The following is a 21,971-nucleotide window of genomic DNA, read 5'->3' as shown; positions in this document are numbered from 1 at the left end:
AAATAGAAAGGCAGGAGAGAAAACGATGACCATAGAAGAATTACAGTCCTATGAGCTGGTGGAAAAGCGTGAGATTGCGGAGTTAAATTCCGTCGGCTATTATCTGAAGCATAAAAAGACAGGGGCAAAGGTATGCCTCTTATCCAACGATGATGAAAATAAGGTATTTTATATCGGCTTCCGTACCCCGGCGCCGGATGATACGGGCGTGGCCCATATCCTGGAGCATTCCGTATTGTGCGGTTCCCGGGAGTTCCCGGTAAAGGATCCCTTTGTGGAGCTGGCGAAGGGCTCCCTGAATACCTTCCTGAACGCCATGACATATCCGGATAAGACGGTGTACCCCATTGCCAGCTGCAATGATAAAGATTTTCAGAATCTGATTCATGTCTACATGGACGCGGTATTTTACCCGAATATCTATAATAAAGAAGAAATTTTCCGCCAGGAGGGCTGGCATTACGAGATGGACAGCGAGGACGGCGACCTGACTCTGAACGGCGTGGTCTACAATGAGATGAAGGGCGCGTTTTCCTCCCCGGAGGGCGTACTGGAGCGGGAGATTCTGAACTCCCTTTACCCGGATACCACCTATGCCAATGAGTCCGGCGGAGACCCGGAGTTTATTCCGGATCTGACCTGTCAGCAGTTTCTGGATTTCCATGGCCGCTATTATCATCCCTCTAATAGTTACATTTTCCTGTATGGAAACTGTGATATGGCCGAGAAGCTTCAGTGGCTTGACGAGAACTATCTGAGCCACTACGATTATCAGGAGATTGATTCCGAGGTGCAGACTCAGGCTCCCTTTGAAAAAATGCGCGAATTGATAAAGGATTATTCCATTTCCGCAGAAGAGAGCGAGGAGGACAACACCTACCTTTCCTACAATAAATCTGTGGGCGACACCCTGGACGCGAAGCTTTATCTGGCTATGCAGGTGCTGGAGTACGTGCTTTTATCTGCCACTGGTGCGCCCTTAAAGCAGGCGCTTCTGGACGCGGGTATCGGCCACGATATTATGAGCTCCTACGACAATGGCGTAAAGCAGCCTGTTTTCTCAATTATCGCGAAAAACGCGAATGAAGATCAGAAAGACGCATTTGTAGAAGTGATTGAGAGTACCTTAAAGAAGCTGTCGGAGGAGGGATTGGATGAAAAGGCTCTCCGCGCCGGTATCAACTATTTCGAATTCCGTTACCGGGAGGCTGATTTCGGCAATTATCCGGCTGGTTTGATGTACGGCTTACAGGCCTTTGACAGCTGGCTTTATAAGGATGACAGTGCGTTCCTCCACCTGGAGGCGCTGGACAATTTCGCGTTCTTAAAAGAACAGGCGGATAAGGGCTATTTTGAAGGTCTCATTAAAACCTGTCTGCTGGATAATCCCCATGGTTCGCTGGTACTGATTCGCCCGAGGAAGGGTCTGACCGCAGAGCAGGATGAGAAGCTTAAGAGAAAGCTGGAGGCATACAGGAACAGCCTGAGCGCGGAAGAAAAGAAGCAGATTGTGGAATTTACAAAGCATCTGAAGGAGTATCAGAGCGAGCCGTCGCCCCAGGAGGATTTGGCGAAGATTCCGCTTCTTGCCCGGGAGGATATCGACAAGAAAGCACAGCCCTTCCAGAATGAGCTGCGAAAGGCCGGAGACACCGACGTGCTCTACCATGATCTGTTCACCAATGGCATCGGTTATGTGGATCTGGTATTTCGGGCAGGCGGTATTCCGGTGGAGTTGATTCCCTATCTGGGACTTCTGAAAGCGGCCCTCGGTCAGCTAGACACAGAGCATTACACCTACGGTGATTTTGCCAATGAGCTGAATCTGCACACAGGCGGTATCTCCTGCAGTGTGGGAAGCTACGACAGCGTACAGAACCCCCGGGATTATACGGCAGTCTTCGAGGTGAAGAGTAAGGCTCTCTACGAGGAGGAGCCCGTGGCCTTTGCTATGCTGCGGGAGATGCTGATGACCTCGAAGCTTCACGATAAGAAGCGCCTTAAGGAAATCGTGGCGGAGACCAAATCCCGTCAGCAGATGGCGTTTCAGACCTCCGGACACTCCATGGCGGCCCTTCGTGCCATGTCCTATTTCTCATCCAGCGCGGCCTTTTCCGATATGACCGGCGGCGTGGACTTTTATCATTTCATTGAAGATCTGGATACGAACTTCGAGGAGAAATGGGAGACGGCGGCAGAGAAGCTTGCAGAGCTTGCGCGGATGCTGTTCTGCCCGGAAAATCTGCTGGTCAGCTATACCGGCGAGGAAAAGAGCCTCACGGGGCTGGATAAGGAGGTTACGAAGCTGACGGCGGCACTGCATCCGAATACCGGCGCAGAGAAAAAGGTGTGGGCGCTGGTTCCGGAGCATAAGAATGAGGGCCTGAAAACCTCAGCGCAGATTCAGTATGTGGCCCGGGCCGGAAGCTTCCGGGCAGCGGGACTTCCGTACATCGGAGCCTTGAAGGTACTGCGGATCATCATGAGCTACGATTACCTCTGGAATAATGTGCGTGTGAAGGGCGGCGCTTACGGCTGCATGAACAATTACACCCGCACCGGCAGCGGCTATCTGGTATCCTACCGGGATCCGAACCTTCGGAAGACCAATGAGATATTTGAGAAGAGCGTGGATTACACAGAGCATTTCGATGTATCCGATCGCGATATGACCAAGTATATCATCGGAACCATCAGTTCCATGGATACGCCGCTGAACGCCAGAGCCAAGGGCATGCGTTCCTTAAGCGCCTGGATGACCGGAGTCACCGAAGAACAGGTACAGAAGGAGCGGGACGAGGTGCTTGGCTGTGGTATCGAAGAGATCCGCGCGTTGGCGCCCTACCTGAAAGCAATGCTTTCCCAGAACCATATCTGTGTCATTGGAAATGAGGAAAAGCTGGAGGAACAGAAGGATCTGTTTGAGATGACGGAGAGTCTGTTCCACTAAGAGACAACCGGTGGGCGCCTCTGCGTCCGCCGTACATAAAATGGAGAATGTATATGGAAAATAACAATTGTAAATCCGGTTTTGCCACTCTGATTGGCCGGCCTAACGTGGGAAAGTCCACCCTGATGAACAAGCTGATCGGCCAGAAAATCGCCATCACATCCAATAAGCCCCAGACCACAAGAAACCGTATCCAGACGGTCTATACCTGCGACGAGGGACAGATTGTATTCCTGGACACGCCGGGTATCCACAAGGCCAAGAATAAGCTGGGCGAGTATATGGTCAATGCGGCGGAGCGGACGCTGAAAGAGGTCGATGTAATTCTGTGGCTGGTGGAGCCCACCACCTTCGTGGGCGCAGGCGAGCAGCATATCGCGGAGCAGCTGAAGAAAGTAAAGACTCCGGTGATTCTGGTTATCAATAAGACGGACACGGTGAAGAAGGAGGAGCTGCTGGCGGTCATCGATACCTACCGGAAGCTCCACGAGTTTGACGAGATTGTACCAGTATCCGCCTTAAGCGGCGATAATACCGACACCCTTATCAAGCAGATTTTCAAATATCTGCCCTACGGACCGAAGTTCTATGACGAGGATACAGTGACCGATCAGCCCATGCGTCAGATCGTGGCGGAACTTATCCGGGAGAAGGCTCTGCGCTGCCTGAATGAGGAGATTCCCCACGGTATCGCGGTATCCATCGACAAGATGAAGGAGCGGCCAAACGGCAGGGTCTGCGATATCGACGCTACCATCATCTGCGAGCGGGATTCCCATAAAGGCATCATCATCGGAAAGCAGGGAAGCATGCTTAAAAAAATCGGAAGCGCAGCCCGCTATGAGATCGAGGATATGCTGGAGATGAAGGTGAATCTGCAGCTCTGGGTCAAGGTCAAGAAGGATTGGCGGGACAGCGATTTTCTGATTAAGAACTTTGGTTATGATAAGAAAGATTTGGAAATGTAAGGAGTAACGAACCGTGCCGTTTACCATTTATTTGCGGGCATACCTGTGCGGAATCTGGATACATTAAGAGTAGATTCAGAATTACGTGATAACAGGGGCGAAGCACATGACATGGGAACAGTTTGAACTGACCGGAGCGGTGGAAGACTACTTAAGCTACAAAGGGATTACCCGGGATCGGGCGTCAGATGACGCACGGGAGAAAGGAGAAAGCCGGAGGGCGGATACGGAATATGGGACAAATGATCACAGTGACCGGCCTGGTGCTGGCGGCTTATCCCCAGGGGGATTATGACAAGCGCATCATCCTTCTGACCCGGGAACGGGGCAAGATTACAGCCTTTGCCAGAGGGGCCAGGCGGCAGAACAGTCCCCTTCTGGCGGTCTGCAATTCCTTTGTCTTCGGCGAATTTTCGGTCTACGAGGGCCGTACCTCTTATAATCTGATGCAGGCGAAGGCCTCCAATTACTTTCATGAGCTCAGCGGCGATTTCGAAGGGGCCTGCTACGGGTTCTATTTCTGCGAGCTGGCGGAATATTATACCAGAGAGGCCAACGATGAGCTGCAGATGCTGAAGCTTCTGTATCAGTCCTTGAGAGCGTTATGTAAACCAAGCATCCCCAACGAGTTGATCCGTTACATATATGAACTGAAGGTGCTGGTGGTGAACGGCGAATGTCCGCCGGACTTCGGGCAGTTGGACATTTGCGAATCCACTTTGTATACCTTACAGTATATTGCGGCCTCATCCATCGAAAAATTATATACCTTTAACGTGTCGCAGCAGGTGCTGGGAGAGCTGCGGTTTGTGCTGCACCGGTACCGGGAGCGGTATATGGAGGGGCATTTTAAGTCGCTGGATGTTCTGGAGACCTGTGTGAAGTGAATTTTCAGTTGAAAAATGCCGGGAAAGACGCTATACTATATGGGATTCCCTGAGGTAATTACCTCAGAAGAGAAGTGGGAGGAGTATCGATGAGAAAATCAGTCTGTTTCTGTCTCCTGATCTGTATGTTATCGGTTCTGATCGGCTGCGGCGGTTCTGTCCCCAAGGAGAGTACGATTGCGGTAGACAAAAAAGGAAAGATAACCGACACGATTGTGGAGGAATTTGACAAGGATTTCTACGATTCCGAAGAGCTTCAAGGTGAGATAGAGTCGGAGCTTGCAGAGTATAATAAGAACTATGCCACCGACCATATTACCATGAAGAAGTTCGAGGTAAAGGACGGGACTGCGACCCTGCAGCTGGTCTTTGACGGAAGCGAATACTATGAGGATTACACGGAGACGACGCTGTTCAACGGAACCGTGGCGGAAGCGCAGGCCGGGGGTTATGAGCTGAACGGCGAACTGCTTGATGCAGACGGGGCGAAGCTCTCACTGGGTGACTTGGACGGCGCGGACGAGGCGAAGGTTCTGGTGATGGAGACCGATGAGACTGTGAAGGTAGAGGTTCCCGGCACGATTCTTGCGGTATCCGCAGGAGGCAATGTAAATGTAACCGGTAAAAAGCAGGCGGCTGTCGCAGACGGCGGACTGTCATATATCATTTATAAATAAGCGAAGAGGAGAAAAGCAAATGGAAAAGACAATGGACAAAATTGTATCTCTGGCAAAGGCAAGAGGCTTTGTATATCCGGGTTCTGAGATTTACGGCGGTCTGGCCAACACTTGGGATTACGGCAATCTGGGCGTAGAGCTTAAGAACAATGTAAAGCGCGCATGGTGGCAGAAATTCGTACAGGAGAATCCGTACAACGTGGGTGTAGACTGTGCCATCCTGATGAACCCGCAGACCTGGGTAGCGTCCGGACATCTGGGCGGCTTCTCCGACCCGCTGATGGACTGCAAGAGCTGTAAGGAGCGTTTCCGTGCCGATAAGCTCATCGAGGACTATATGGCTGAGAACGGCATTGAGATCGAGGGCTCTGTAGACGCATGGTCCCCGGAAGAAATGAAGGCTTATGTGGATGAGCACAATATCTGCTGTCCGTCCTGCGGAAAGCATGATTTCACCGATATCCGTCAGTTCAACCTGATGTTCAAGACCTTCCAGGGTGTTACCGAGGACGCGAAGAATACCGTATACCTCCGTCCGGAGACTGCGCAGGGTATCTTTGTAAACTTCAAGAACGTACAGAGAACCTCCAGAAAGAAGATCCCGTTTGGTATCGGACAGATTGGTAAGTCCTTCCGTAACGAGATTACACCGGGTAACTTCACCTTCCGTACCAGGGAGTTCGAGCAGATGGAGCTGGAGTTCTTCTGCAAGCCGGGTACTGACCTGGAGTGGTTCGCTTACTGGAAGCAGTACTGCATCGATTGGCTGAAGTCCCTCGGCATGAAGGACGACGAGATGCGTGCCCGCGATCATTCTCCGGAGGAGCTGTGCTTCTACAGCAAGGCGACTACGGACCTTGAGTTCCTGTTCCCGTTCGGCTGGGGCGAGCTGTGGGGCATCGCAGACAGAACCGATTATGACCTGACTCAGCATCAGAATGTATCCGGACAGGATATGTCCTACTTTGACGATGAGTCCAAGGAGAAATACATCCCCTACGTTATCGAGCCGTCATTGGGCGCGGACCGCGTAGTTCTGGCGTTCCTGTGCGCAGCCTACGACGAGGAGGAGCTGGAGGGCGGCGACGTGCGTACCGTGCTTCATTTCCATCCGGCACTGGCACCGGTGAAGATCGGCGTGCTGCCCCTGTCCAAGAAGCTGAACGAGGGCGCGGAGAAGATCTTCGCGCAGCTTAGCAAGAAGTATAACTGTGAGTTTGACGACAGAGGTAATATCGGTAAGAGATATCGCCGCCAGGATGAGATTGGTACGCCGTTCTGCGTGACCTATGATTTTGAGTCTGAGACAGATGGCGCGGTTACTATCCGTGATCGTGATACCATGGAGCAGGTTCGTGTGAAGATTGACGAGCTGGATGCTTACTTTGCGGAGAAATTCACATTCTAATTTTATTTCATATAGGACGAAACAGGAAAAATGCACCCCTGGCTGACACGCATTATTTTCCTGCTTCTGTCCGCGAGGCTTATTCGCACCCGACTGCGCATAAATGCGCAATTCCCTCCGGGAGGATCGCACTGTGGCAAGAGGAAATTGCCACAGGCGGGGGAATCCTGCAAGCAGGATTCTATGAAAAACTCGGCTCGATGGGTGCTGCCTAGCGCAGACAGAAGCAGCGGAAAATAAGCTAACGTCAGCCAGGGGTGCATTTTTCCTGTTTCTGACTATGAAGGACGGGGGTTCGGTCTACGATGACGTCCATCCCAGAGAAAGAGGCTGCCGGTCTGCCCGTCGGAACGTTAGCTGATTTTCCGTAGGGACGAGCAGGCTGGCAGCGCCCGAAGGAGCCACTGTTTGAGGCCGCAGGCCGAGTTTGGCGGTCGGGCGCGGATAAGCCGCCTGCGAGGAGTAGGAAAATCTGCGTGTTCCGACGGGCAGACCGGCAGCCTCTTTCTCTGCACATAGCATCAATCCGCCAAATCTGGATATGTGGATTCCTGTGAGATAGTTAAAAAATAAACAAAAACAGTTCCGCAATTCGGGTGAAGTTTATGATAAATCCACGAAATAAGCTTGACAAATATTACGAGTGTGTTACACTATACATGTGCGCAGGGTTTGGTCGTTGACCACAGATCCCGCGCTATTTTTATGCATTGGGAGAGAACGCATAGATAGCCGGGATCAAACATAATTAACAGGAGGAAAACAGGGCAATGGCAAAATGGGTTTATTTATTCAAAGAAGGTAATGCGCAGATGCGTAATCTTCTGGGTGGAAAGGGAGCAAATCTGGCAGAGATGACAGGTCTGGGACTTCCGGTACCGCAGGGCTTTACTATCACAACAGAGGCCTGCACCCAGTACTACGAGGACGGACAGGAAATCAACGAAGAGATCATGGGACAGATCAACGAGTACATCGGCAAGATGGAAGAGATCACCGGCAAGAAGTTTGGTGATGCTGAGAATCCGCTGCTGGTATCCGTTCGTTCCGGCGCTCGTGCATCCATGCCGGGTATGATGGACACCATTCTGAACCTGGGTCTGAATGAGACCGTAGTAAACGCAATCGCAGAGAAATCCGGCAATTCCCGCTGGGCATGGGACTGCTATCGAAGATTTATTCAGATGTACTCTGACGTTGTAATGGAAGTAGGAAAGAAGTACTTCGAAGAACTGATTGACGCTATGAAGGAGAAGAAGGGCGTTAAGCAGGACGTAGAGCTGACAGCAGAAGACCTGAAGGAGCTGGCTAATCAGTTCAAGGCAGAATATAAAGAGAAGATCGGCGCAGACTTCCCGGATGATCCGAAGGAGCAGCTGATGGGAGCAATCAAGGCTGTATTCCGTTCCTGGGACAACCCCCGTGCGAACGTATACCGTCGTGACAACGATATCCCCTATTCCTGGGGAACGGCAGTTAACGTACAGTCCATGGCATTCGGTAACATGGGCGACGACTGCGGTACCGGCGTAGCCTTCACCCGTGACCCGGCTACCGGTGAGAAGGGACTGTTCGGTGAGTTCCTGACCAATGCACAGGGCGAGGACGTAGTAGCAGGCGTTCGTACTCCGATGCACATCTCTGAGATGGGCGAGAAGTTCCCAGAGGCATTTGAGGAGTTCAATAAGGTTTGCAAGATCCTGGAGGATCATTACAGAGATATGCAGGATATGGAGTTTACCGTAGAGCACGGCAAGCTGTACATGCTGCAGACACGTAACGGTAAGAGAACCGCACAGGCAGCTCTGAAAATTGCCTGCGACCTGGTAGACGAGGGTATGCGTACAGAGGAAGAGGCTGTAGCTATGATCGACCCGCGTAACCTGGATACTCTGCTTCATCCGCAGTTCGACGCTGCAGCGCTGAAGGCAGCTACACCGGCCGGCAAGGGTCTGGGAGCTTCTCCGGGAGCAGCATGCGGACGCATCGTATTTACCGCAGAGGATGCTGAGAAATGGGATGAGAGAGGTGAGAAGGTTGTTCTGGTTCGTCTGGAGACCTCTCCGGAGGATATCACAGGAATGAAGGTTGCACAGGGTATCCTGACCGTTCGTGGCGGTATGACCTCCCATGCGGCAGTTGTTGCCCGTGGAATGGGAACCTGCTGTGTATCCGGCTGTGGCGATATCGCTATGGACGAGGCAAATAAGAAGTTTACACTGGCTGGCAAGGAGTACCATGAGGGAGACTGGATTTCCATCGACGGTACTACAGGCAATATCTACGATGGACAGATCCCGACCGCGGACGCGAAGATCGCAGGCGAGTTCGGCCGCGTTATGGCATGGGCTGACAAGTTCAGAACCCTGAAGGTTCGTACCAACGCGGATACACCGGCGGATGCGAAGAAAGCACGCGAGTTGGGTGCTGAGGGTATCGGTCTGTGCCGTACCGAGCATATGTTCTTCGAGGAAGACAGAATCGCTGCATTCCGTGAGATGATCTGCTCCGATACCGCAGAAGAGAGAGAAGCGGCACTGGAGAAGATCCTGCCCTATCAGCAGGGAGACTTCGAGAAGCTGTACGAGGCTCTGGAGGGCTGCCCGGTTACCATCCGTTTCCTGGATCCGCCTCTTCATGAGTTTGTTCCGACTGAGGAAGCTGACATCGAGAAGCTGGCAGAGGCACAGGGAAAATCTGTAGAGACCATCAAGAACATCATTGCGTCCCTGCATGAGTTCAACCCGATGATGGGCCACAGAGGCTGCCGTCTGGCTGTTACCTATCCGGAGATCGCGAAGATGCAGACCAGAGCTGTCATCCGCGCGGCTATCAATGTAAAGAAGGCACACGCTGACTGGAATGTAAAACCGGAAATCATGATTCCGCTGGTATGTGAGGAGAAAGAGCTGAGGTTTGTAAAGAAGGTTGTAGTAGAGACTGCAGACGCTGAGATCGCGGCAGCAGGCATCGACCTGAAGTATGAGGTTGGTACCATGATCGAGATCCCGAGAGCAGCCCTGACCGCAGACGCTATCGCAAAGGATGCGGACTTCTTCTGCTTCGGTACCAACGACCTGACCCAGATGACCTACGGCTTCTCCCGTGACGACGCAGGCAAGTTCCTGAACGCGTACTACGATAAGAAGATCCTGGAGAACGACCCGTTCGCGAAGCTGGATCAGACAGGCGTAGGCAAGCTCATGGAGCTGGCTATCAAGCTTGGCAAGCCGGTAAATCCGAACCTGCATGTAGGTATCTGCGGCGAGCACGGCGGAGACCCGTCTTCCGTAGAGTTCTGCCATAAGATTGGCCTGGACTATGTATCCTGCTCACCGTTCCGTGTACCGATTGCAAGACTGGCGGCAGCACAGGCTGCTATCAAGAACCCCCGCAAGTAAGAGTTCTGTCATTCACCATTGGATTTGATGAAGCGCAAACCTTCTATAAATCCCATGGATACGGCATAAAACCGTCAAAATGGCATGATTTGACCGTGGAGGTTTATATCTAATCACCAAAACCCCCGTACATTCCCAATTGGGCAATGTGCGGGGGTTTTTTGTTGTTATTTTGGGCTGTTTGTACAAATCTAAATGGGAACGCAAAAATGTATTCTGATTTCAAAAATACATTTTGTCCATGCTCGCTGCTATTTTCACAGCAGCCAATTCCGTAATTTTGGACGAATTCAGCTTTCAGTAAAGGAGGCCATTATGAGACGAGACGATCAAAGGCAAGCAGTAAAAAACATTCCCTTGGAACAACTGAAGCCATTTAAGAATCATCCCTTTCAGGTACGAGACGATGAGGAATTTCGGCGTCTTGTTGAGAGCATTGAAATTCACGGTGTAATTCATCCAGCGGTGGCTCGCCAGATTGGTGAGGATTGTTATGAACTAATTTCTGGTCATCGACGCAAAGCGGCTTGTGAAGTATTGGGTTACTCTGAGATGCCTGTTTTAGTCCGGTCTATGACGGATGATGAGGCAGTTGTAAACATGGTAGATGCAAACCTTCAGCGTGAAACGATTCTCCCAAGTGAAAGAGCCTTTGCATACAAAATGAAGTTGGTAGCTATGAGCCATCAGGGGCGTAAAGGATTTACTTCCGCCCAACTTGGGCGGAAGTGTGTCGGAAAAGAATCCAGAGAGTTAATTGCTGAACAAGTCGGTCAAAGTCGCAACCAAATTTCTCGCTATATCCGTCTTACTGAATTGATACCAGAAATCCTTGAAATGGTTGATAATCGAAAAATGGCATTGAATCCAGCAGTATCTATTTCCTACTTGGACAAGAAGCAACAGAGGCTACTATATAAGGTAATGGTAGCACTAAAAGCAACCCCATCTATTTCTCAGGCAAAAGCCATCCGAGAAAAGGCCAGTGAATCAGACTTTACAGAAGATTACTTGGTTTGTATCTTATCGGAAAAGAAACCAAACCAGAGAGAGCCGATGATTGTTGAAGAAGAAGAAATCAAGCAGTATTTCCCCTCGCATTACAATAGTGAACAGATGCACAACACGATTTTACTGTTGATTAGAAATTGGAGTAAAAAGCGTGGCTACACACAATAAAAGGTCATTATACCTTGTCACAACAGGGAGCAGAAAAATTTTCTGCTCCTTTTTTTATTTTTTGCGCAACAAACGGCCTCTGCCGTGGCCTACAAGTGAGAGTTACATCTCGTGGACCTTGAAAATTCAGAAGAACATCAGGTACAACCGTCCCTCGGAGAGCCACTCCGGTGATACGCCATGACGCCTACGGGTCGAGCGACTTCCCTATCGCCGGTAAAGAGCTTGATAACTTGAGGCCACGATCCAGGGACAGGGGGAAAACTTACACTCAGCCACAGTCCGAGCGTTAAAAGCGTCGCAGGCAATGGGAGTGTCCGGTACAGAACCGTGATAAATGAATCCTAAATCAAAAGGATGCCGAAATGTTCTTGATTTTAAGAAAACCCAAGGGGGTAGTTTACCCTCTTTACATTCCATCTTCTGTTCAAGACACAGGAGGAAACTGAAATGAACACACAAATTATCGCCATCGCCAACCAGAAAGGCGGCGTTGGCAAGACAACCACCTGCGCAAATCTGGGTATCGGGCTGGCGCAGACGGGGAAGAAAGTTCTGCTGATCGACGGAGACCCGCAGGGCAGCCTGACCATCAGCCTGGGCCATCCCCAGCCGGACAAGCTGCCCTTTACTCTGTCCGACGCGATGGGCCGTATCCTGATGGACGAGCCGATGCGCCCCGGCGAGGGCATCCTGCACCACCCGGAAGGCGTTGACCTGATGCCTGCCGACATCCAGCTCTCCGGCATGGAGGTCTCCCTGGTGAACGCCATGAGCCGTGAGACCATCTTGCGGCAATACCTGGACACGCTCAAGGGACAGTATTCCCATATCCTGATTGACTGTCAGCCCTCCCTGGGGATGCTTACGGTCAATGCGTTGGCGGCGGCCAACAGGGTCATAATCCCCGTCCAGGCGGAGTATCTGCCCGCCAAGGGCCTGGAACAGCTGCTCCAGACGGTCAATAAGGTGAAACGGCAGATCAACCCCAAGCTCCAGATCGACGGTATCCTGCTGACGATGGTGGACAACCGCACCAACTTTGCCAAGGAGATTGCGGCTCTGCTGCGAGAAACCTACGGCAGCAAAATCAAAGTGTTCGGAACTGAGATTCCCCATTCTGTCCGAGCAAAGGAAATCAGTGCCGAGGGCAAGAGTATTTTTGCCCATGACCCCAAGGGCAAAGTGGCCGAGGGTTACAAGAATCTGACCCAGGAGGTGATGAAACTTGAAAAGCAGCGCGAAAAAAATAGAGCTGGCCTCAGTAGATGACCTGTTTTCTACTGAAGAAAGTCGGCAAGACGAGCAACTGGAAAAAATCCAGGAAATTCCCCTATCTGAACTGCATCCGTTCAAGGATCACCCCTTCAAGGTCAAGGATGATGATGCAATGATAGAAACCGCAGACAGCATCAAAAAGTATGGCGTGTTGGTTCCTGCGATTGCCAGACCTCTGCCTGATGGCAGTTATGAGCTGGTACCCTTCAAGTGGGAATATGGGGAAGAAACCATATCGCTGCAACTTGGGATGTATGCGAATAATCAGCGGCTTTATATCGGCATGATTACCCATACAGAAGATGGGGCAGAACCGTTTGCAGATATGACGGTGAACCTTCCGGGGTATTCCCTGGACCCCGGAGAGGCGTTTATTTCCGGTGACATCAGCAAGGACTTGCTGCGATTCATCAAAGAGAACAAATTGGGGAAGGTGCTTCCCTATCAGGTGCAGTCCGGTTATGGGAAATATTCTGCTGTTGCCTTTGATCTGGAGAAGTTGAAGGCATTTGACCCCAAAGGTGTGGCGGAGTTTCGGAAAGAGTGGAATCTGCCGGATAAGAAGCCGGTAAAGAAAAAGAGCCGCGGGATGGAGCGATGAAGAAATATTTTCTCCGGCGGCTGGTGGTCCCGCCTTAGAAGAAAATGCACCACCCCTGCACATTTTGTAGAAAGGAGGCGTTGAAAATGCAGGAAGAAGTGGAAAACAGGACTTTAACGCTGGTTGTCAGCGGAACAAAGTTCACTGGCAGGCTGTTTAAGGCCGCCATCACCAAGTACCTTGCCCACTGCAAGGAAAAGAAGCTGCAAAAGCAGAGAAGCCGTGACGCTCCTGTGACACCCCACGGCAAACAGACCGTCAAGCAGCTCATTGGTCAGAATCAGGGGATCTCCAATATTGAGATCACAGACCCTTCCATCAAGGAATTTGAGAAGATCGCCCGGAAATATGGTGTGGATTATGCGGTGAAGAAAGACCGCAGCAGCTCCCCGCCCAAGTACCTGATCTTTTTCAAAGGCCGTGACGCCGATGCGCTGACCGCTGCATTTACTGAGTACACCAGCAAAAAGGTCAAGAAGGCCGAGAAAACGGAACGCCCGTCTGTGCTGGCAAAACTCAGTCAGTTCAAAGAGATGGTCAAAAATGCCGTGGTGGACCGCACCAAGCGAAAGGAGCTGGAACGATGAAAAAGCAGTTTGACATCAAAAAGCTCGTTTTGCTGAACCTGCCCTATCTCCTGATGGGGCTGTTTGCTACCAACTTCGGGGAGGCATGGCGACTGGCTCAGGGGACAAATGCTTCGGAGAAATTCCTTTCCCTGTTTGCTGTCCTGCCTGGGGCGCTGCAAAGTTTCTGGCCCAGCCTGCACCCGTTGGATCTGCTGGTGGGGCTGTGCTGCGGTTCTGGCCTGCGTCTGGCGGTGTATCTCAAAAGTAAAAACGCCAAGAAGTACCGTCACGGTATGGAGTATGGCTCTGCCCGTTGGGGAACCCGTGAGGATATTGCTCCCTACATCGACCCGGTGTTCCAGAACAATGTCATTCTCACAAAAACCGAAAGCCTGACCATGAACAGCCGCCCCAAGGCCCCAAAGACCGCCAGAAACAAAAATGTGCTGGTGATCGGCGGCTCCGGTTCCGGTAAGACCCGTTTCTGGCTCAAACCAAGTGCGCCCGTAAGGGCGGTATAAATCCTACCTTGAGCAAGTAGTAGGTAAAAGTATCAAGCGGCATTGTGCCGCAACCTATCATTCCCCGTCTTACCCCAAAAGGGAAACCGGAGGGCGACCATAGCATGACGGAGGACACGGGGCGCTGAAGCCTCAGAAGCGCCGGCGTGACGGAATGAAAATCCACGTATGAGGATGGAAGCTAGACTGCTTGAATGACAGCCTGAAATCGGGACCAAGAGCGTACCCCTGACGTAGAGAGGTTGTACTCGTCAGTGTTCCTGACAGTCGCATTGTTTGGCTATGCGGCTGCTGATACTCGGAGCAGGTTCAGCCACGGGAAAGTGGAAAAAGGCGAACGTCACATACCGACAACGTGGAACGCTTGTTTATACCGTACTAAACGGGGATTGCCTAAAGTGAAATGCCGAAAGGCTATGAAAACGCTGAAATGCGGGGTTCTGAATATTCACCATGGCAACAGAGTTCCCATAGTAGTCTGCGGACGGGAAAGCCGTCTACATGGCAAAGGGGAACAGTGAATCATTTTCAAAACAGAAAGGATGGTGTGTGAGACACTATGAGAAATCCGATTCATGTCTTGAAAAGCCTTGAAGAAAAGGCAAGTGTAAGTAACAACAAATATGAAAGATTATATCGCAAGGAAGGTATGGGTGGTCTGGTTCTGAAAGGAACCGAAGCGAAGATCCTGTCCGATGTGGTGGCACAGTTTTATGCCTACCTGTCCGGCTGTATGTTCAACGATCCTGTGGGAATGGCCATTTATGCAGAGCTGCACTACATGATGTCCTCCCTCATGCTGGGAGAATGGTTTGAATAAGGAACCGCGCCTGCGCTTTACTGATGAGGAACGGTCTGACCCTGCACTGGAAAAGCCGATCCGTAAAGCGGAGAAAGCTGCGGCCAGAGCAGATAAGGCGCAGGCAAATATCCCAAAGAAAAAGGTCAGGCAGACGGTCATTGACCCAGATACCGGAAAAAAGACCTCGAAGCTGACCTTTGAGGACAAGAAAAAGCCACCCTCCAAAGTTTCTCAAGGAGTCAGGGAAGCTCCCGTCCATCTGGTTGCGGGCAAGCTCCACAAAGAGATCCGGGAAACAGAGCAGGACAATGTGGGCGTGGAAAGCGCCCACAAGTCCGAGGAGGCGGTGGAGACCGGCGCTTATCTGGTGCGGGAGGGCTACCGTAGTCACAAGCTGAAGTCGTACCGCAAAGCAGCCCAGGCAGAGCGTCAACTGGAAAAGGCTAATGTAAATGTCCTGTACCAGAAATCTTTGCAGGAAAATCCTCAGTTTTCCAGCAATCCTCTTTCCCGCTGGCAGCAAAAGCAGGCCATCAAAAAGCAGTATGCCGCCGCCAAGCGCACCGGTCAGACTGCCGGAAATACCGCCCAGGCTGCGTCCAAAACAGGAAAGGCCGCAAGGACGGTAAAAGAAAAGGCACAGCAGGCAGGGGCATTCGTCATGCGCCACAAGAAGGGCTTCCTGATCGCAGGAGTTTTGTTCCTCATCGCCTGTATGCTGATGAATACCATGTCCTCCTGCTCCATGATGGCGCAGAGCATCGGTTCCGTTCTCTCCGGCACCACCTATCCGTCAGATGACCCGGAAATGCTGGCGGTGGAGGCAGATTATGCAGCCAGAGAAGCCCAGTTGCAGGAGGAAATTGACAACATCGAAAACAGCCACCCAGGGTATGACGAGTATCGCTATGACCTTGACATGATCGGCCATGACCCGCATGAGCTGGCGGCATTTCTCTCTGCTGTCTTGCAGGGCTATACCCGGCAAAGCGCCCAGGCAGAGCTGGCGCGTGTGTTTGCAGCACAGTATCAGCTGACGCTTACCGAGGAAGTGGAGATCCGCTATCGCACGGAGACCTCCACCGACCCGGAGACCGGCGAGACCACCTCAGAAGAAGTCCCCTATGAGTATTACATTCTGAATGTGAAACTCACCAGCAAGCCCATTTCCGCTGTGGCGTCGGAGCTATTGACCCCGGAGCAGATGGAAATGTATCAGGTCTACCGACAGACCACGGGCAATAAGCCGCTGTTGTTTGGCGGCGGTTCCCCTGATACCAGCGGCTCGGAAGATTTGTCCGGTGTGCAGTTCATTAACGGCACCCGCCCCGGCAATCCGCAGCTGGTGGAACTGGCGAAAAGTCAGGTGGGCAATGTGGGCGGTTATCCCTACTGGAGCTGGTATGGCTTTGACAGCCGCGTGGAATGGTGCGCTTGCTTCGTATCCTGGTGCTATAACCAAGCAGGAAAAAGTGAGCCGCGCTTTGCAGGCTGTGAGTGGCAGGGTGTTCCGTGGTTCCAGTCTCATGGACAGTGGGGCGCACGAGGATATGAGAACATCGCCCCCGGTGATGCCATTTTCTTTGATTGGGATCTGGATGGTTCCGCAGACCATGTGGGAATTGTTGTCGGCACCGATGGCAGCCGTGTTTATACCGTGGAGGGAAATTCCGGTGATGCCTGCAAGATCAAGAGTTATGACCTGAATTATCAAAGCATTAAGGGCTACGGCCTGATGAACTGGTAACCGAAATTTATTAGAAGGAGTGATAGACGATGGCAAAGAACAAAATTGAGCGCATTGACCAGGAGATTACAAAGGTCCGTGAGAAGATCGCAGAGTATCAGGAAAAGCTCAAGGCGCTGGAGGCACAGAAAACCGAGGCAGAAAATCTGGAGATCGTTCAGATGGTGCGCGCACTGCGTATGACCCCGGCTCAGCTGAGCGTCATGCTGTCCGGCGGCGCAGTTCCCGGCAGTATGGTGGATGACAACAACGAACAGGAGGAAAACAGCTATGAGGAATAAAGGATTGCTCCGAACACTTTCCGCCCTTTGCCTGACGCTGGTTCTGGCATCGGGCTTTACCGTTCCCGCTTTTGCCCAGGGCGCAGCGCCGCCCCCGGCAGAGGATACCACCAATGACAGCAATGTGGTGGTGGAAGAACCCGAAAAAGCACCTGCGCTGACCCCGGAGGGTAACGCCGCTCTGGTGGATGATTTTGGTGGCAATAAGCAGCTCATTACTGTTACCACCAAGGCAGGCAACTATTTTTATATCCTGATCGACAGGGTCAACGAGGATAAAAAGACTGCTGTTCACTTTCTGAACCAGGTGGATGAAGCAGACCTGATGGCGCTGATGGAAGATGGAAATGCCAAAGAGGAGCCGCCTGCGGTGTGCAGCTGCACAAAGAAATGTGAAGCAGGGGCAGTCAATACGGCCTGCCCGGTCTGTGTAACGGATAAGAGTAAATGTACGGGAAAAGCACCGGAACCTCCGGCAGAAACACCGGAGCCGGAAAAAGAGAAGCCTGCCGGACTGAACCCGGCTGCGCTGATCCTTCTGCTGGCTCTATTGGGCGGCGGTGGCGTATTTGCCTATTTGAAGCTTGTTAAGAACAAGCCTAAGACCAAGGGGAATGACAGTCTGGACGATTATGATTATGGCGAGGAAGATTCCGAGGAATGGGAAACCGAGGATGAGGAGTCGGACGAGCCTGACGCTGACGGGGGCAGCGCAGAAAATGATGACGAGGACAGCATGAAATGACCCGTTTCACAGACAGTCCCTATGAACGCATGATGACACGCAGGCCGGAGGGCGGGAAGAAAACTTCCCGTCCTCCTTCTTTACCCCCAAGCCACCCCTGTTATGGCTGCGGGAATTATGGAAGTCCCTGCGTAGGCGTCTGCCACCGGGAAATGGAACGATGGCTCAAAGAAAGGAAACGAAAAAAATGAGTGTTCTGATTATATTTATCAAGCTGATTGTTGTTTTTGACCTGCTGGTGATCGCCGTGTATTTTGGCGGAGACATTCTTTCTACCATGTTAAACAAACTTCGGAGAAAAGCAAAACAGGAAGATTCCTTTGACTTTTCTCAGGATGCCGTGATGGTTTCATTATCCATAGATTCTGTCCGTCAGCTTTATTCCGGTGACGCGGCAGATTTTGTGGAAGATAAGATTCTGCCAAATGCGGAGAAAACGATGGCTGTTTTGACGGACCAGGAACAGGCAGCAGCCCGTCTGCTCTTATCTGCCCTGATCGGTTTTCTTGCAGCAGAAGCTCCTATGGATGAACAGAGCTTTCCTATGGTAATGGAACTTCTGAACTGTATGGAGGGTGAAAAAGAGGATGGTTGTCAGGATGCAGTAGAAAGTTTGCTTGAAGATGCTGTCCGCAATACCCACCGCCATGAAGAATATTACAGCAATTATCAACGCTACCAGCTGATGCAGGTGGATAAAACTCGTGTCATTTTGGCTTGCCGCATCATCATCAATGACCTGCTGGGGAAACTGTACCGCTATGACTACCGGTTTAGTTATAACCTGCTTCTGGATGAGGAAAACAGCATTGAGAAAAAACTGCACACGCCTGTGCGGGAAGAATGGGAGGTTGAAGAATATGAAGCTGGTGATTGCTGAAAAACCATCAGTTGCCCAGAGTTTGGCGGCGGTGATCGGTGCAACTGCCCGTAAGGACGGGTATCTGGAGGGCAACGGCTGGCGTGTCAGCTGGTGTGTGGGCCATCTGGCCGGTCTTGCGGACGCAGACAGCTATGACCCCAAGTACGCAAAGTGGCGATATGATGACCTGCCTATTCTGCCGGAGCATTGGCAGATGGTGGTGGGAAAGGATAAGAAAAAGCAGTTTGATATTCTCAAAAAGCTGATGAACGCCCCGGATGTGACGGAGGTGGTAAATGCCTGTGATGCCGGACGCGAGGGCGAGCTGATTTTCCGCAGCGTCTATGAGCTGGCAGGCTGTCAAAAACCGATGAAAAGGCTCTGGATTTCTTCGATGGAGGACTCCGCCATAAGGGAGGGCTTTGCAAACCTGCGCCCCGGTGCGGACTATGACGGACTTCGGGATGCTGCCCTCTGCCGTGCCAAGGCCGACTGGCTGGTGGGGATCAATGCCACAAGGCTTTTTTCCGTGCTGTATCACCGCACACTCAACATCGGGCGTGTTATGTCCCCAACGCTGGCACTCATTGTCCAGCGAGAAGCTGAGATCGACACCTTTAAGCCGGTTCCCTTTTATACCGTGGCGCTGGAGCTGCCCGGTCTTACCGTATCCGGGGAGCGCATGGCGGATAAGGCCGCTGCCGAGCAGCTGAAAGAAGCCTGTCAGGGTGCAGCTGCCACAATCAAAAAGGTGGAGTGCAAGGAAAAGTCCGAAAAGCCGCCTGCCCTCTATGACCTGACTACTCTGCAAAGAGATGCCAACCGCCTGCTTGGATTTACAGCCCAGCAGACCCTGGACTATCTGCAAAGCCTGTATGAAAAGAAGCTCTGCACCTATCCCCGTACTGACAGCCGCTATCTGACTGGCGATATGGCAGACAGCCTGCCGGTGCTGGTGAATCTGGTTGCCAATGCTATGCCGTTTCGCAAAGGGATCGCCATTACCTGTGATCCGCAGACGGTCATCAACGATAAGAAAGTAACCGACCACCACGCAGTAATCCCTACCAGAAATCTCAAGGATGCAGACCTTTCTGCCCTTCCTGCGGGAGAAAAAGCGGTGCTGGAGCTGGTGGCCCTGCGTCTGCTGTGCGCCGTAGCCCAGCCCCATATCTATTCGGAAACCGTTGTGATTGCAGCGTGTGCCGGTGGGGAGTTTACCGCAAAAGGAAAAACGGTAAAGCACCCCGGATGGAAAGCACTGGAGGACGCTTACCGTGCCAAAATGAAGGATGCAGAGCCGAAAAAAGAGGGCGCAGAGAAAGCCCTGCCGGAACTGACCGAAGGACAGACCCTTTCGGTTGCTGCTGCAATCATCAAAGAAGGCAAAAGCAGTCCGCCTCAGCACTTTATACGCGACTAAGCATGGAGAAACAGACGCATATTGGCTGTCTGACCAGGCGAATTTTTCCTGTAAAGTTGCCATTGAGCAGGCAATCAGTGCCCATTATAGGGATAACAGGCTGGATACTGCTTCTGCGGTGCAAGAGATTTTGGAGGAATTTGGAGCAGAGCGGATGAACTTTATTCTCGCCAATACCATTCAGCATAAGGATGCAGATGAGCGGATCTCCCGTGACAACAAAGCATGGGCAAAGACCATTCCTATGCCGGAGGACAAAGAATCGTTTCGCCGCAATGCTTATCTGGTAGTAGATCAGGTCAATCCGGGACTTGTAGACCTGTTTGCAAGACAGGCTCGAAGGGCCGTTCAGGAGAAAGCAAAAAGCTCTGTCCTGCAAAAGCTCAAGCAGGAGCTGCCTGCCCATAAGCCTGCCGCTCCGAAGAAACAGGGACCGGAGAGATAACTATGGCAAAGCGTAAGAGGGATATGCAATTAAACTTTAGAGTTTCATCGGAGGAGCTTGCTGTAATTGAGCAAAAAATGTCTCAGCTTGGAACCTCAAACCGTGAAGCCTATCTAAGAAAAATGGCACTGGATGGGTATGTGGTCAAGCTGGAACTGCCAGAGCTGAAGGAGCTGGTCTCCCTAATGCGCCGAAGCAGCAACAACTTGAATCAGCTGACCCGTAAAGTGCATGAGACCGGGCGGGTTTACGACGCTGATTTGAAGGATATGTCCCAGCGTCAGGAGCTGTTATGGGAGGGTGTGAAGGAAATCCTTACCCAGCTTTCTAAACTTTCATAACAGGGATAGGTACTCCATTTGCGGAGGGAGGAAAGGCGTTTCTTCGCCGCACCTCCCTCCGCTTTTTCTTTTTGCCGGTATCCTTGTCTTTTGACTGTCCATACTGGATAATATGAAATAGAATAGCAGTGTAGCAAAGGAGTGAAAACAGATGCAGACCTTTGAAAAAGTGTTGGAGATTTTTGCGGACTATCTGGCCGCAGACGAGACCATCGAAGTTTATATCAGCTGTCATGGATGTGTAAGGGTTGAATTTGACCAAGACTTTCACTATTGCACCGGCGAGGTGTGCCATACTCCCAAGGAGCTGTTCGACCTCTTAGCCGATGATTACCGGACTTATCTGGAGATTGAACTGACTAAAGGCAAACGAGAAGTGACGGAAGATGATGAGAGAGAAGCGGATGCCCTATGCAAACGGCATCTGGAGCGTTGGAAGGAGGAACTGGAATGAAGATTTTGAAATGCCTGCTGATGATCGTAACTGCACCGGTCATTTTGGTGCTGACACTTTTTGTCTGGATCTGCACGGGGCTGATCTACATATCCGGTCTGGTGCTTGGCCTGCTCAGCATTGTGATTGCTCTGCTTGGCGTGGCTGTGCTTATTACCTATTCCCTGCAAAATGGTGTGATCCTTTTAGTCATGGCATTTTTGATTAGTCCCATGGGTCTGCCACTGGCTGCAATCTGGCTGCTGGGCAAGGTGCAGAGTTTGAAATTTGCCATTCAGGATAGGGTGTATGGATAAAGAAACAGGATGTCAGATTTAACATCCTGTCTCTACAAAATCGGAAGTGAAACTGCAATATTTTTGGAAGTCAAAAAGGTTAAAAGAACGCGGTCTGCTACGGCAGGCCGTTTTCTTTTCGGAAAGGAGGTCTGAC

General features: G+C 51.5%; 20 protein-coding genes and 4 pseudogenes. All 24 read left to right on the top strand.

Annotated features, from left to right (window positions below):
- The first annotated feature begins 25 nt into the window (after positions 1–25).
- The 24 genes and pseudogenes from ACESZP_RS06830 (at position 26) to ACESZP_RS06715 (ending at position 21,835) form a co-directional block, all read left to right on the top strand.
- Entirely contained in the window at positions 26–2,950 is a 2,925-nt protein-coding gene (locus tag ACESZP_RS06830) for an insulinase family protein (RefSeq protein ID WP_499708492.1), read from the top strand.
- Between the two features lie 53 nt (positions 2,951–3,003).
- Positions 3,004–3,918 carry a GTPase Era gene (era, locus tag ACESZP_RS06825; RefSeq protein ID WP_178038106.1) on the top strand — a complete coding sequence of 305 codons (915 nt, stop codon included), beginning with the start codon at positions 3,004–3,006 and terminating at the stop codon, positions 3,916–3,918.
- A gap of 106 nt (positions 3,919–4,024) precedes the next feature.
- The gene (locus ACESZP_RS06820) at positions 4,025–4,213 is read left to right on the top strand and encodes a hypothetical protein (RefSeq protein WP_499708490.1); all 189 of its coding nucleotides are present in this window, start codon (positions 4,025–4,027) and stop codon (positions 4,211–4,213) included.
- A complete protein-coding gene (gene recO, locus ACESZP_RS06815) occupies positions 4,152–4,805 on the top strand; it encodes a DNA repair protein RecO (protein WP_178038107.1) in 654 nt (217 codons plus the stop codon). Before ACESZP_RS06820 ends, recO begins: the two co-directional genes overlap by 62 nt.
- An 89-nt stretch (positions 4,806–4,894) precedes the next feature.
- The gene (locus ACESZP_RS06810) at positions 4,895–5,482 is read left to right on the top strand and encodes a hypothetical protein (RefSeq protein ID WP_349165137.1); all 588 of its coding nucleotides are present in this window, start codon (positions 4,895–4,897) and stop codon (positions 5,480–5,482) included.
- 19 nt (positions 5,483–5,501) lie between these two features.
- A complete protein-coding gene (locus ACESZP_RS06805; RefSeq protein WP_499708489.1) occupies positions 5,502–6,890 on the top strand; it encodes a glycine--tRNA ligase in 1,389 nt (462 codons plus the stop codon).
- A 770-nt stretch (positions 6,891–7,660) separates the two neighbouring features.
- Positions 7,661–10,291, top strand: coding sequence for a pyruvate, phosphate dikinase (gene ppdK / locus ACESZP_RS06800; protein WP_499708487.1), 2,631 nt, complete (start codon positions 7,661–7,663; stop codon positions 10,289–10,291).
- A gap of 315 nt (positions 10,292–10,606) precedes the next feature.
- Entirely contained in the window at positions 10,607–11,470 is an 864-nt protein-coding gene (locus ACESZP_RS06795) for a ParB/RepB/Spo0J family partition protein (RefSeq protein ID WP_148337529.1), read from the top strand.
- A 450-nt stretch (positions 11,471–11,920) separates the two neighbouring features.
- Positions 11,921–12,742: a ParA family protein gene (locus ACESZP_RS06790; RefSeq protein ID WP_148337531.1), complete on the top strand. Its 822-nt coding sequence runs from the start codon at positions 11,921–11,923 to the stop codon at positions 12,740–12,742.
- Positions 12,699–12,950, top strand: a pseudogene (locus tag ACESZP_RS06785) (ParB N-terminal domain-containing protein); the annotation flags it as partial. The gene ACESZP_RS06790 and the pseudogene ACESZP_RS06785, both read left to right, overlap by 44 nt.
- The gene (locus ACESZP_RS06780; RefSeq protein ID WP_499708558.1) at positions 12,945–13,349 is read left to right on the top strand and encodes a DUF4313 domain-containing protein; all 405 of its coding nucleotides are present in this window, start codon (positions 12,945–12,947) and stop codon (positions 13,347–13,349) included. The pseudogene ACESZP_RS06785 and the gene ACESZP_RS06780, both read left to right, overlap by 6 nt.
- Positions 13,350–13,435: 86 nt before the next feature.
- Positions 13,436–13,936, top strand: coding sequence for a PcfB family protein (locus ACESZP_RS06775; RefSeq protein ID WP_109625040.1), 501 nt, complete (start codon positions 13,436–13,438; stop codon positions 13,934–13,936).
- A pseudogene (locus tag ACESZP_RS06770) lies at positions 13,933–14,418 on the top strand (VirD4-like conjugal transfer protein, CD1115 family); the annotation flags it as partial. The gene ACESZP_RS06775 and the pseudogene ACESZP_RS06770, both read left to right, overlap by 4 nt.
- Before the next feature lie 661 nt (positions 14,419–15,079).
- Positions 15,080–15,259: pseudogene (locus ACESZP_RS06765) on the top strand (DUF3851 family protein); the annotation flags it as partial.
- Positions 15,252–16,988 carry a C40 family peptidase gene (locus ACESZP_RS06760; RefSeq protein WP_499708485.1) on the top strand — a complete coding sequence of 579 codons (1,737 nt, stop codon included), beginning with the start codon at positions 15,252–15,254 and terminating at the stop codon, positions 16,986–16,988. The pseudogene ACESZP_RS06765 and the gene ACESZP_RS06760, both read left to right, overlap by 8 nt.
- A gap of 29 nt (positions 16,989–17,017) precedes the next feature.
- Entirely contained in the window at positions 17,018–17,269 is a 252-nt protein-coding gene (locus tag ACESZP_RS06755; RefSeq protein ID WP_249234854.1) for a DUF4315 family protein, read from the top strand.
- Positions 17,259–18,014 (top strand): DUF4366 domain-containing protein, encoded by a 756-nt coding sequence (locus ACESZP_RS06750; protein WP_249234853.1) that lies wholly within the window; start codon positions 17,259–17,261, stop codon positions 18,012–18,014. Before ACESZP_RS06755 ends, ACESZP_RS06750 begins: the two co-directional genes overlap by 11 nt.
- Entirely contained in the window at positions 18,011–18,205 is a 195-nt protein-coding gene (locus ACESZP_RS06745; protein ID WP_062807353.1) for a hypothetical protein, read from the top strand. Before ACESZP_RS06750 ends, ACESZP_RS06745 begins: the two co-directional genes overlap by 4 nt.
- Complete coding sequence (locus ACESZP_RS06740) at positions 18,202–18,894, top strand: conjugal transfer protein TraG (RefSeq protein WP_499708484.1); 693 nt, start codon at positions 18,202–18,204, stop codon at positions 18,892–18,894. The genes ACESZP_RS06745 and ACESZP_RS06740 overlap by 4 nt, the downstream gene beginning before the upstream one ends.
- Positions 18,875–20,296 (top strand): annotated as a pseudogene (locus tag ACESZP_RS06735) (DNA topoisomerase); the annotation flags it as partial. The gene ACESZP_RS06740 and the pseudogene ACESZP_RS06735, both read left to right, overlap by 20 nt.
- Positions 20,238–20,744, top strand: a complete 507-nt coding sequence (locus ACESZP_RS06730; RefSeq protein WP_499708482.1) for a DUF3849 domain-containing protein — start codon at positions 20,238–20,240, stop codon at positions 20,742–20,744. The pseudogene ACESZP_RS06735 and the gene ACESZP_RS06730, both read left to right, overlap by 59 nt.
- Before the next feature lie 2 nt (positions 20,745–20,746).
- Positions 20,747–21,085, top strand: a complete 339-nt coding sequence (locus ACESZP_RS06725; protein ID WP_249234848.1) for a plasmid mobilization protein — start codon at positions 20,747–20,749, stop codon at positions 21,083–21,085.
- Between the two features lie 151 nt (positions 21,086–21,236).
- Positions 21,237–21,539: a hypothetical protein gene (locus tag ACESZP_RS06720; RefSeq protein WP_249234847.1), complete on the top strand. Its 303-nt coding sequence runs from the start codon at positions 21,237–21,239 to the stop codon at positions 21,537–21,539.
- Entirely contained in the window at positions 21,536–21,835 is a 300-nt protein-coding gene (locus tag ACESZP_RS06715) for a CD1845 family protein (RefSeq protein WP_215629888.1), read from the top strand. The genes ACESZP_RS06720 and ACESZP_RS06715 overlap by 4 nt, the downstream gene beginning before the upstream one ends.
- The last annotated feature ends 136 nt before the right edge of the window (positions 21,836–21,971 follow it).

Source organism: Candidatus Dorea massiliensis AP6 (assembly GCF_964245105.1).
Taxonomy (GTDB): domain Bacteria; phylum Bacillota; class Clostridia; order Lachnospirales; family Lachnospiraceae; genus Laedolimicola; species Laedolimicola intestinihominis.
This window is presented reverse-complemented; position numbering and strand designations above follow the sequence as displayed.

What these genes read in the sequence shown, in the direction of transcription:
- ACESZP_RS06830 (WP_499708492.1), top strand. Translation starts at nt 26, where the DNA reads ATGACCATAGAAGAATTACAGTCCTATGAGCTGGTGGAAAAGCGTGAG.
- era (WP_178038106.1), top strand. Translation starts at nt 3,004, where the DNA reads ATGGAAAATAACAATTGTAAATCCGGTTTTGCCACTCTGATTGGCCGG.
- ACESZP_RS06820 (WP_499708490.1), top strand. Translation starts at nt 4,025, where the DNA reads ATGACATGGGAACAGTTTGAACTGACCGGAGCGGTGGAAGACTACTTA.
- recO (WP_178038107.1), top strand. Translation starts at nt 4,152, where the DNA reads ATGGGACAAATGATCACAGTGACCGGCCTGGTGCTGGCGGCTTATCCC.
- ACESZP_RS06810 (WP_349165137.1), top strand. Translation starts at nt 4,895, where the DNA reads ATGAGAAAATCAGTCTGTTTCTGTCTCCTGATCTGTATGTTATCGGTT.
- ACESZP_RS06805 (WP_499708489.1), top strand. Translation starts at nt 5,502, where the DNA reads ATGGAAAAGACAATGGACAAAATTGTATCTCTGGCAAAGGCAAGAGGC.
- ppdK (WP_499708487.1), top strand. Translation starts at nt 7,661, where the DNA reads ATGGCAAAATGGGTTTATTTATTCAAAGAAGGTAATGCGCAGATGCGT.
- ACESZP_RS06795 (WP_148337529.1), top strand. Translation starts at nt 10,607, where the DNA reads ATGAGACGAGACGATCAAAGGCAAGCAGTAAAAAACATTCCCTTGGAA.
- ACESZP_RS06790 (WP_148337531.1), top strand. Translation starts at nt 11,921, where the DNA reads ATGAACACACAAATTATCGCCATCGCCAACCAGAAAGGCGGCGTTGGC.
- ACESZP_RS06775 (WP_109625040.1), top strand. Translation starts at nt 13,436, where the DNA reads ATGCAGGAAGAAGTGGAAAACAGGACTTTAACGCTGGTTGTCAGCGGA.
- ACESZP_RS06755 (WP_249234854.1), top strand. Translation starts at nt 17,018, where the DNA reads ATGGCAAAGAACAAAATTGAGCGCATTGACCAGGAGATTACAAAGGTC.
- ACESZP_RS06750 (WP_249234853.1), top strand. Translation starts at nt 17,259, where the DNA reads ATGAGGAATAAAGGATTGCTCCGAACACTTTCCGCCCTTTGCCTGACG.
- ACESZP_RS06745 (WP_062807353.1), top strand. Translation starts at nt 18,011, where the DNA reads ATGACCCGTTTCACAGACAGTCCCTATGAACGCATGATGACACGCAGG.
- ACESZP_RS06740 (WP_499708484.1), top strand. Translation starts at nt 18,202, where the DNA reads ATGAGTGTTCTGATTATATTTATCAAGCTGATTGTTGTTTTTGACCTG.
- ACESZP_RS06725 (WP_249234848.1), top strand. Translation starts at nt 20,747, where the DNA reads ATGGCAAAGCGTAAGAGGGATATGCAATTAAACTTTAGAGTTTCATCG.
- ACESZP_RS06720 (WP_249234847.1), top strand. Translation starts at nt 21,237, where the DNA reads ATGCAGACCTTTGAAAAAGTGTTGGAGATTTTTGCGGACTATCTGGCC.
- ACESZP_RS06715 (WP_215629888.1), top strand. Translation starts at nt 21,536, where the DNA reads ATGAAGATTTTGAAATGCCTGCTGATGATCGTAACTGCACCGGTCATT.